This is a genomic window from Microbacterium sp. (assembly GCF_051953575.1).
Taxonomy (GTDB): Bacteria; Actinomycetota; Actinomycetes; order Actinomycetales; family Microbacteriaceae; genus Microbacterium.
The window spans coordinates 22172-30859 of record NZ_JBQCIP010000030.1; the positions used below are offsets into that span (position 1 = coordinate 22172).

Annotated in this window: 7 protein-coding genes; 6 read left to right on the forward strand and 1 reads right to left on the reverse strand. The window is 73.1% G+C overall.

What is annotated here, in order from left to right; translation table 11 throughout:
* Position 1 precedes the first annotated feature (1 nt).
* The 6 genes from ACTHNQ_RS02350 to ACTHNQ_RS02375 are packed head-to-tail and all read left to right on the forward strand — an operon-like array spanning position 2 to position 6263.
* Entirely contained in the window at positions 2 to 979 is a 978-nt protein-coding gene (locus tag ACTHNQ_RS02350) for an ABC transporter permease (RefSeq protein ID WP_440330823.1), read from the forward strand.
* On the forward strand, positions 976 to 2652 hold the full coding sequence (locus ACTHNQ_RS02355; RefSeq protein WP_440330824.1) for a dipeptide ABC transporter ATP-binding protein: 1677 nt from the start codon (positions 976 to 978) through the stop codon (positions 2650 to 2652). The genes ACTHNQ_RS02350 and ACTHNQ_RS02355 overlap by 4 nt, the downstream gene beginning before the upstream one ends.
* Positions 2649 to 3674 carry an LLM class flavin-dependent oxidoreductase gene (locus tag ACTHNQ_RS02360; protein WP_440330825.1) on the forward strand — a complete coding sequence of 342 codons (1026 nt, stop codon included), beginning with the start codon at positions 2649 to 2651 and terminating at the stop codon, positions 3672 to 3674. The genes ACTHNQ_RS02355 and ACTHNQ_RS02360 overlap by 4 nt, the downstream gene beginning before the upstream one ends.
* A gap of 14 nt (positions 3675 to 3688) precedes the next feature.
* Positions 3689 to 4561 carry a DUF1684 domain-containing protein gene (locus tag ACTHNQ_RS02365; protein ID WP_440330826.1) on the forward strand — a complete coding sequence of 291 codons (873 nt, stop codon included), beginning with the start codon at positions 3689 to 3691 and terminating at the stop codon, positions 4559 to 4561.
* The gene (locus ACTHNQ_RS02370) at positions 4558 to 5643 is read left to right on the forward strand and encodes an LLM class flavin-dependent oxidoreductase (protein WP_440330827.1); all 1086 of its coding nucleotides are present in this window, start codon (positions 4558 to 4560) and stop codon (positions 5641 to 5643) included. Before ACTHNQ_RS02365 ends, ACTHNQ_RS02370 begins: the two co-directional genes overlap by 4 nt.
* Entirely contained in the window at positions 5640 to 6263 is a 624-nt protein-coding gene (locus tag ACTHNQ_RS02375; protein ID WP_440330828.1) for an MFS transporter, read from the forward strand. Before ACTHNQ_RS02370 ends, ACTHNQ_RS02375 begins: the two co-directional genes overlap by 4 nt.
* 178 nt (positions 6264 to 6441) lie before the next feature.
* On the opposite strand, the gene ACTHNQ_RS02380 is transcribed toward ACTHNQ_RS02375, so the two are convergent.
* On the reverse strand, positions 6442 to 8688 hold a 2247-nt coding region (locus tag ACTHNQ_RS02380), incomplete at its 5' end, for an LLM class flavin-dependent oxidoreductase (protein WP_440330829.1).

Genomic DNA, 8688 nt, shown 5'->3' on the forward strand with positions numbered 1-8688 from the left:
CATGACCGTCGAGAACGTGCTCTCCGCCCCGTCGCGGACCATCGAGCCGCGCGACCCCTTCCTCGAATCCCTCACCGATCCCGACGCGGACCCTGCCGGCGGCCCCACCGCGGCCGCCCTCGAAGAAGAGCGCAGGGATGCCGCCACCCGCCGCGCCCGGGTCCGCCCGGTCGTCGCGGTCCTCACGCAGCCGACGCTCGTGCTGTCGATCCTCGTGCTCGCGCTGGTGACGCTGTGGGCCGTTGCGCCGTCGTGGTTCACGGCGTGGGACCCGATCGAGGGCGTGCCCCAGGATCGGCTGCTGCCTCCCAGCGCCGCACACCTGTTCGGCACAGACAACCTGGGGCGCGACCTGTACGCGCGCGTCGTGTACGGCTCGGCGACCTCGCTCGCCGCGACGAGCGTCGCCGTCGTCGTGGGACTCGCGGTCGGGTCGTTCTTCGGACTGCTCGCCGGGTTCCTGCGCGGCATCGTCGACGACGCCATCATGCGGTTCATGGACGTCCTCCTGGCCATCCCGAGCCTGCTGCTCTCGCTCGCGCTCATCACCGCGCTCGGCTTCGGCACGCTCAACGTCGCGATCGCGGTGGGACTGGCCAGCGTGGCCTCGTTCTCACGCGTCATGCGTGCCGAGGTGCTGCAGATCGCCACGGCCGTCTACGTCGAGGCGGCGCGCGTGTCGGGAGTGCGCTGGTACGCGGTGCTGCGCCGGCACGTGCTGCCGAACGCGTCGGGACCGGTCGTGGCCCTGGCCGCTCTCGAGTTCGGCGTGATGGTGCTCGCGATCTCTTCGCTGTCGTTCCTCGGCTTCGGGGCGCCGCCACCCACCCCGGAATGGGGCTCCCTCGTGTCGGGAGGCCGCGACTATCTCGCCGTGGCGTGGTGGCTGACCACGCTTCCCGGCCTCGTGATCGTGGCGGTCGTGCTGTCGGCCAACCGCATCTCGCGCGCCCTCGAACGTGATGGAGGAATCCGATGACCGCCCTGCTGGAGGTCTCGGGCCTGTCGGTGTCGTACACGCTCGACGGCGAGGCGCGGCCCGCCGTCCGCGACGTGAGCTTCACCGTCGACACCGGCGAGGTGGTCGCGATCGTGGGCGAGTCGGGATCCGGCAAGAGCACCACCGCGCACGCGGTCATCCACCTGCTCGCCCGCAACGCAACGGTGGACTCCGGCACGATCTCGTTCGACGGCACCGACCTCACCGCGCTGTCGCGCCGTGCCTGGCGAGAGGTGCGGGGCCGCCGCATCGGACTCATCCCGCAGGATCCGACCACGAGCCTCAACCCCGTCAAGCGCGTGGGCCGGCAGGTGGGCGAGCCGCTCGTGATCCACGGCCTGGCGAACCGCCGCAGCGCAGATCGGCAGGCCGTCGAGCTCCTGCGCCTCGCCGGCATCCGCGAGCCCGAGGCGCGGGCGCGCCAGTTCCCGCATCAGTTCTCCGGAGGCATGAAGCAGCGCGCCCTGATCGCGGCGGCGCTGGCCGCCGAGCCGCGGCTCGTGATCGCCGACGAGCCGACCAGCGCCCTGGACGTCACCGTGCAGAAGCAGATCCTGGACCACATCGGCACGCTCGCCTCGACGCTCGGCACCGCCGTGCTGCTCATCACCCACGATCTCGGTGTCGCGGCCGACCGCGCGGATCGCATCATCGTGATGCAGAACGGCCGCATCGTCGAGACCGGGCCCGCCCGCGAGGTGCTCGAGCGCCCGCAGCACCCGTACACTCGCGCCCTCATCGCCGCGGCGCCGGGACTGCGCGGCGCCGGTGGCACGGCTCGCACCACGGAGCGCGGTGAGCAGCGCGCCGCCGCCCGCGAAGAGGCGTCGCTGCCCGAGCAGCATGCGCTCCTGGAGGTGGCGGGGCTGCGCAAGGAGTTCCCGCTGCCGGGCCGCGGCAGGCTCGTGGCGGTCGACGACGTGTCGTTCCGCATCGGTCGCGGTGAGACGCTCGCCATCGTGGGCGAGTCGGGATCCGGCAAGAGCACCACGGCGCGGCTCGCGCTCCGGCTGGAAAGGCCCACGGCAGGCGGCATCCGATTCGACGGACACGATCTCGTCGACGCAGATCGGGAGCAGCTGCGTGCGCTGCGCCGGCGGTTCCAGCTCGTCTACCAGAGCCCCTACGCCTCGCTCGATCCGCGCTTCACGATCGCCGACGTGATCGACGAACCGCTGCGGGCCTACGGCGTCGCGCGCGCCGAACGGGCGCGCCGGGTGAGCGAGCTCCTCGACCAGGTGGCGCTGCCGGCAGGAGCAGGCGAGCGCCGGCCCGCCCAGCTGTCGGGCGGTCAGCGCCAGCGGGTGGCCATCGCCCGGGCGCTGGCGCTGCGCCCGGACCTGGTCGTGCTCGACGAGGCCGTGTCGGCCCTCGATGTGTCGGTGCAGGCCCAGATCCTCGACCTGCTGGCCGAGGTGCAGCGCGACGTCGGGGTGTCATACCTCTTCATCAGCCATGACCTGGCCGTCGTCCGCGAGATCTCGGACCGCGTGGCAGTGATGCAGAGCGGCCGCATCGTCGAGCAGGGCCCCACGTCGCAGGTCCTTCATGCGCCGCGAGAAGAGTACACACGGCGTCTCATCGAGGCGATCCCGGGCTCGGCGCCGGCGCGGCGGGACGCTGCGGCACTCGCGGGCGGGGCGGCGGCGTGAGCGCGCTCGTCCCTGCCGCGGGCATCATCCTGGCCGGCACGTACCCCGAGCACGACCCCGGCGCGGGGCTCGAGACGACGCTGCGGCTGTTCGAGCTCGCCGAGGAACTCGGCTTCGACGTCGCCGGCATCCGGCAGCGTCATCTCGAGCGCGGCGTCTCGGCGGCGCTGCCGTTCCTGGCGGCCGCGAGCCAGCGCACCCGCACGATCCGTCTGGAGACCGACGTCGTGCCGCTCGGGTACGAGACGCCGTTCCGGCTGGCCGAGGACTTCGCGACGGTCGACGCCCTCTCCGGCGGCCGCGTCAACGTGGGCGTCAGCACCTCCGCGCCCCACGGCGATCTGCTCGCCGGCCTCGGCAGAGGGGATGCCGCGACCACCGCCGACCCGTACCTCCTCATCGACCGGTTCCTGCAGTCGCTGGAGGGGCACGCGCTGACAGACGAGGAGCTCTCCACGCCGTACGGGCCTCAGGTCCCGCGCATCCAGCCGCACGTGGCCGGACTGCGCGCGCGGGTGTGGCTCGGCGGCGGATCGCTGCGATCCGTGCGGTGGGCGGCGGAGCGGGGGCTGAAGCTGCTGCTCGGCAACGTCGGGGACGGCGAGGCCGCCGCCACGTTCGAGGCGGCGCAGCGCGCGCACGTGGACGCATACCTCGCCGAGTTCACCGGTGACGAGCCGCGCGTCGGCGTGGAGCGCGTCATCGTGCCGACGGACTCGGCGACGGCGGCGCAGCGAGCGCACTACGCCGCGTACGTCGCCGCGCGCGACGAGCGCACCGCACAGCCGGTCACGCTCGGCGAACGCACCGTCGTCTTCCAGCGCGACCTGCACGGCACGGCCGAGCAGATCGCCGAACGACTGGCCGAGGACCCGACCTTCGACGGTCGCACCGAGCTGCGGGTCGCGCTGCCCTACGGGTTCGACGAGGACGAGTATCGCCAGATCCTGACCGACATCCGCGCCGCCGTCCTGCCCCTGGTGGGCTGGCGGCCCGCACTGACACCGGCCCCAGTGGCCTGACCCAGGAGGATCCCATGACCACGATCATCGACACCGACCTCGACCGCGCCCAGTTCGGCCGCGATTGGGAGGAGTGGCATCGCGCCCACGAGACGCGCCGGGCGGACGACCTGGGATTCTTCGCGATCACCGAGCTGCACTGGCTCGGACCCGACCCCGTCACACTCCCCGGCGCCCCCGGCACCTGGCGACTGGGTGCTGCCGGCGTCGTCGTCGAGCTCGCCGACGGAGAGAGCCTGAGCCTCGACGGCGCGACCCTCGCGGGGCGTCACGCCTTCGGCGAGCTGCCCGAGCGCACCAGCATCACGCCGACGTTCCGCGACGGCGACATCGCCGGCGCTGTGGAGATCGCCCAGCGCGGTGGACACACGATCCTGCGCCCCCGGCGGTCGGACCACCCGTTCCTCGCCGACTACGCGGGCACCCCCACCTACGTCCCGAACCCGCGGTGGCGGGTGGCGGCGCGCTTCCGGCCCTTCGACGCGCCGCTGCCCACCGAGGTCGGCGCCGCCGTCGACGGCCTCACGCACGTCTACGACGCGCCGGGCGTGCTCGAGTTCTCGTGGCGCGGCGAGCAGTTCACCCTCATCGCGTTCGATGGCAAGGCTCCGGGCGACCTGCTCGTGCTCTTCACCGACGCCACGAGCGGGCTCACGACGTATGCCGCGAACCGCTCCGTGAGTGTGGACGCCCCGGATGCGGACGGCTGGACGGTCATCGACTTCAACCGTGCCGTCAACCTGCCCTGCGCGTACACCGACTTCGCGACGTGTCCGCTTCCGCCGGCGGGCAACCGCCTGCCCGTCGGGATCGAGGCCGGTGAGAAGACGCCGCTCTCGCGCGTGCGCTCCGACGAGACGCTCGTCGCACCGGAGGCGCGCGCATGAGGTTCCAGCTGCTCGACATCGTGCCCTACCGCGCGGACCCGCTCACGGGTCGCCAGGTCTCGCCGTCGGAGCGCTTCGCCGAGACCCTCCGTCAGGCGATCCGCGCCGAAGAGCTGGGATTGGATGCCGTCGCCATCGGCGAGCGGCACGCCGGGCACTTCATCTCGTCGTCCCCGACGGTGCTGCTCGGCGCGATCGCGGCGCAGACGAGCTGCATCCGCCTCAACTCCGGCGTGACCGTCCTCTCGGTGCTCGACCCGGTGCGCGTCGCGGAGGACTACGCGACGATCGACCAGCTGTCGCGCGGCCGGCTGGATCTCACGATCGGCAAGGGCAACGAGGTGGCCCAGTTCCCGCTGTTCGGTCTCGACATCGACGATCAGTGGGAGCTGCTCGCCGAGAAGTACGAGCTGCTGCGCACGCTGTGGCGCGAGGAGGACGTCACGTGGCCCGGAACCGAGTTCACGCGACCGCTGTCGGGGGTCACGACGCTGCCCCGGCCGTTCGACGGCTCGCCCCGCGTCTGGCACGGCTCGGCCACGACGCTGTTCTCGGCGGGGCTCGCCGCGCGACACGGCGACCCGCTGTTCAGTGCGAACGCGATCCAGCCGCTGGAGAACTACGGCGTGCTGGTGGACCACTACCGCGCCGAGTACTCGCGGCACGGCCACGACCCCGCGGCGTCGTTCGTGGCGGCCGGCTCCGGCGCGCTGTTCATCGCCGACACCACGCAGGAGGCGATCCGCGAGTACGGGCCGGTGTACAACGCGATCGTCGCGGCCACGAACGTGCCGGGCAACAACACCCCGTTCCGCGACATCGAGCACGCCGTGGCCGAGGGGCCGGCGCTGGTGGGGACGCCGCAGCAGGTGATCGACAAGATCGCCCGGTTCCACGGCCGGCTCGGACATGATCTGCAGTCGATCAGCCTGCCGACGACGGTGCCGTTCGCGCGCCAGCTCGAGATCCTGGAGCGGTTCGCCCTCGAGGTGGCGCCCGTGCTGCGCCGCGAGTTCCCGACCACCCTCTGGACGGAAGCCGATCCGCTCGGAAAGCGCACGCGGGAGCTCGCGGCCGCATGAGCTCCGAGAGCCCGGGCGCCGCGCGGCCACCCCGCGCGCGGCCCGCGCTCTGGGCATGCCTCGCGGCCGGATTCGCCACGCTGTTCGATGCGACCGTCATCACGTATGCCGCCCCGGCTGTGAGCTCCTCGCTCGGGGGGTCGACGGCCGGAGTGCAGTGGCTGCTGGCGTCCTTCTCGCTGACCTTCGGGCTCGGACTCATCCCGTCCGGGCGGCTCGGCGACGTCTACGGTCGGCGTCGGCTGTTCCTCGCGGGCCTCGCCGTGTTCCTCGCAGGCGGGGCGGCCGCCGTCACGGCACCGACGGTCGCGGTGCTGGTGGCCGCACGGTTCGTGCAGGGCCTCGGCGCCGGCATCATCAGCGCCCAGGTGCTCGGGGTCATCCAGGACCTCTTCGCCGGAGCCGCCCGGTTGCGGGCGCTCGCCGCCTACACCGCGGTCGGGGGACTGGCGGGCGTGCTCGGACCGGTGCTGGCCGCGGTGCTGCTGGGCGCCGTGGGAGCCGACACGGCCTGGCGTCTCGTGCTGCTGACGCCGCTGCCGCTGATCGTGGCCGCCTTCGTCCTCGGCTGGCTGCGACGCTGCAGGCGGCGCTCGCCACGTGCGCCCTGGGCTCCCTGATCGCGGTGGTCGCCTCGTTCGATCCGGCGTTCCAGCGGGCGGGGAGCAGGGATGCCGTCACACCGGTGGGTCGACCGCCGACGCGCACGCCGGCCGGCGTGTGATGTCGCTCGCACCTGGCTGATGCACGGGTGTGGTGGTCATGGCGCCGCTACGGGCCCGCCCACCGGTCGCGCGGTCACGAGGCCGGCGCGAGCTGCTTCTCGAAGCACTGCGAGAAGGCGAACGCGCGGTAGGGCTCGAAGATCGGGATCGGCCGGTAGCCGATCCGCTCGTAGAGCGCGACGGCGTCGTGCTGGCGGTCGCCGGTCTGCAGGATCAGCCGGCCTGCGCCGCGACGCCGGGCGATGCGCTCCAGCTCGGCCAGCAATGCGCGACTGGCGCCGATGCCCCGGGCGCGAGGCTTCACGAACACGCGCTTGACCTCCAGGTCGCGCGTGCCGTCGTGGGCGAGGTCCCGCAGTGCCGCGTGACCGACCGCGTCGCCGGTCTCGTCGACCACGAGGACCGTGGCCACGATGGTCTCGGGGTGCACCGCGAAGGTCTGCTGCGCCTCGTCGCCGAGGTCGGCGACGGCAGCGGCGAGCCGATCGGCGTACCGGGGCGAGACCTCCGCATCCATCTCCTGCCGCAGTGCCGACGCACGCGGATCGTCCCATTCCACCGTCTCCAGCGTCCAGGCGCGGTCCTGCGGCGGGGCCGCGGCCGGCTCCGGGGCCAGGTCGTAGCCGAACGACAGCAGCTCGATGAACCTGCCGGGCTCGACCTCCGTGAGGCCCTCCCGCTCGGGGAGCCGCCGGAATCCCAGCTTCGCGTAGAGGGCGTGCGCGCCCACCATCTCGGGCCCGCTGTTCATCACGACGCGGTGCGAACCGCGCTCGCGGGCCAGCGCGATCACATGGCGGGTGAGGGCTTCGCCGATGCCGCGCCCGCGGGCGGCGGGCGCGACGGCCAGCTGCCGGAAGTCGGTCTCGCCGGGCCGGGCGATGTCGGCGAGCGGGCGGTTGGGGCGCGAGACCCAGACGGTGCCGAGGATCTCGCCGGCGTCGTCGGCGGCGACCCACACGTCACCCGATCGCACGCGTCCGGCCACGTCGCGCAGCGAGGCGATGTACTGATCCGAGAGCTCGCCGTAGCTCGACAGGTACGCCTGCGCGGTCACCTCGCCGGCCCGCCCGTACTCCTCGGTGCGCACGAGCCGGATGCTCCAGCCGCGTGTGGCGGCGGACGGGACGGATGCCGTCGCGGGCTCCTCCTCGGCGGGGTGTGCGCCCCACGCCCCGGCCAGAAGCTCGTAGGAGCGCAGCCGGTCGGCCGGGTCGTGCGTGACCGTGGTGACCAGCAGCTCGTCCGCGCCGGTCACGCGCTGCAGGGTCTCGAGGCGCTCCACGACCGTCTCGGGCGACCCGGTGAACTGCGTGTCCAGACGGTCGCGGACGACAGCGAGCTCCTCATCGGCGAGGGGATGGGCGGCCGCCTCTTCGGGTGAGGGGAAGGGGACGGCGCCCTGGCCGGCGCGGATGCTGTGCACCCATCGACCGTAACCCGCGGCGAGGCGGCGGGCTCCGGCATCCGTCTCGGCGACCACGGCGTCGACCGAGACGATGACGTACGGCCGGGGGACGCGCCCAGGCCGGAAGGCGGCGCGGTACTCCGCGATCGCGTCGAGCACGAATCCCGGGGCGACGTGGTAGTTCGCACCGAACGGCAGACCGAGCTCGCCCGCGAGCCTGGCGCTCGGCCCGGCTGTCGAGCCGTGGATCCACACCGTGACATCGGCTCCCTCGGCGGGCGTGACATGTATCGGCAGGTTCTCCGGCGGGGTGTACGTGCCGTCGAAGAAGGAGAGGATGTCTGCCACGTCGTCGGCGAACCGCTCGCCGTCGGCCTCGCTGCGACCGAGCAGGCGGGCCTGGACGATGAAGCGCTCGGAGCCGAACCCGGCGAACGGACGCGCGGCGGGGAGGAGCAGCCCGTCGACGACGCGGTCGTGCGGCGTGGCGGCCGAGGTCTGCGGCGCGCCGCGAGATCCCGACCGGCCGATGCCCAGATCGAAGCGCCCAGGATGCAGCTGGGCGACGACCCCCGCGGCCTCGGCGACCTGCGCGGGGGAGTAGTTGCCGATGATGGTCGCGGCGGTGCCGATGCGGATGCTCCGGGTCGCTGCGGCGACCGCGGCCAGCAGCACGTGGGGCGCGGCCCCCGCGATCCCCGGATTGAAATGGTGCTCGGCCGCCCAGTACCGCCGGTAGCCGAGGCGTTCGGCGGCCTGCGCCAGCTCGATGCTGGCCCGCAGGCCGTCGGCAGGGGTCTGTCCGGTGCCGAACGGCGACAGATCGAGGACCGAGATCGGGACGCGGGACATGGGTGCTCCTGAGTCGGGGACGGTGTGCGCGGCGAAGCCGGTCGGGCCCGAGGGCCCGAC

Coding starts and splice junctions, on each gene's coding strand:
- ACTHNQ_RS02370 (WP_440330827.1), top strand. CDS start 4,558: ATGAGGTTCCAGCTGCTCGACATCGTGCCCTACCGCGCGGACCCGCTC.
- ACTHNQ_RS02375 (WP_440330828.1), top strand. CDS start 5,640: ATGAGCTCCGAGAGCCCGGGCGCCGCGCGGCCACCCCGCGCGCGGCCC.
- ACTHNQ_RS02355 (WP_440330824.1), top strand. CDS start 976: ATGACCGCCCTGCTGGAGGTCTCGGGCCTGTCGGTGTCGTACACGCTC.
- ACTHNQ_RS02350 (WP_440330823.1), top strand. CDS start 2: ATGACCGTCGAGAACGTGCTCTCCGCCCCGTCGCGGACCATCGAGCCG.
- ACTHNQ_RS02365 (WP_440330826.1), top strand. CDS start 3,689: ATGACCACGATCATCGACACCGACCTCGACCGCGCCCAGTTCGGCCGC.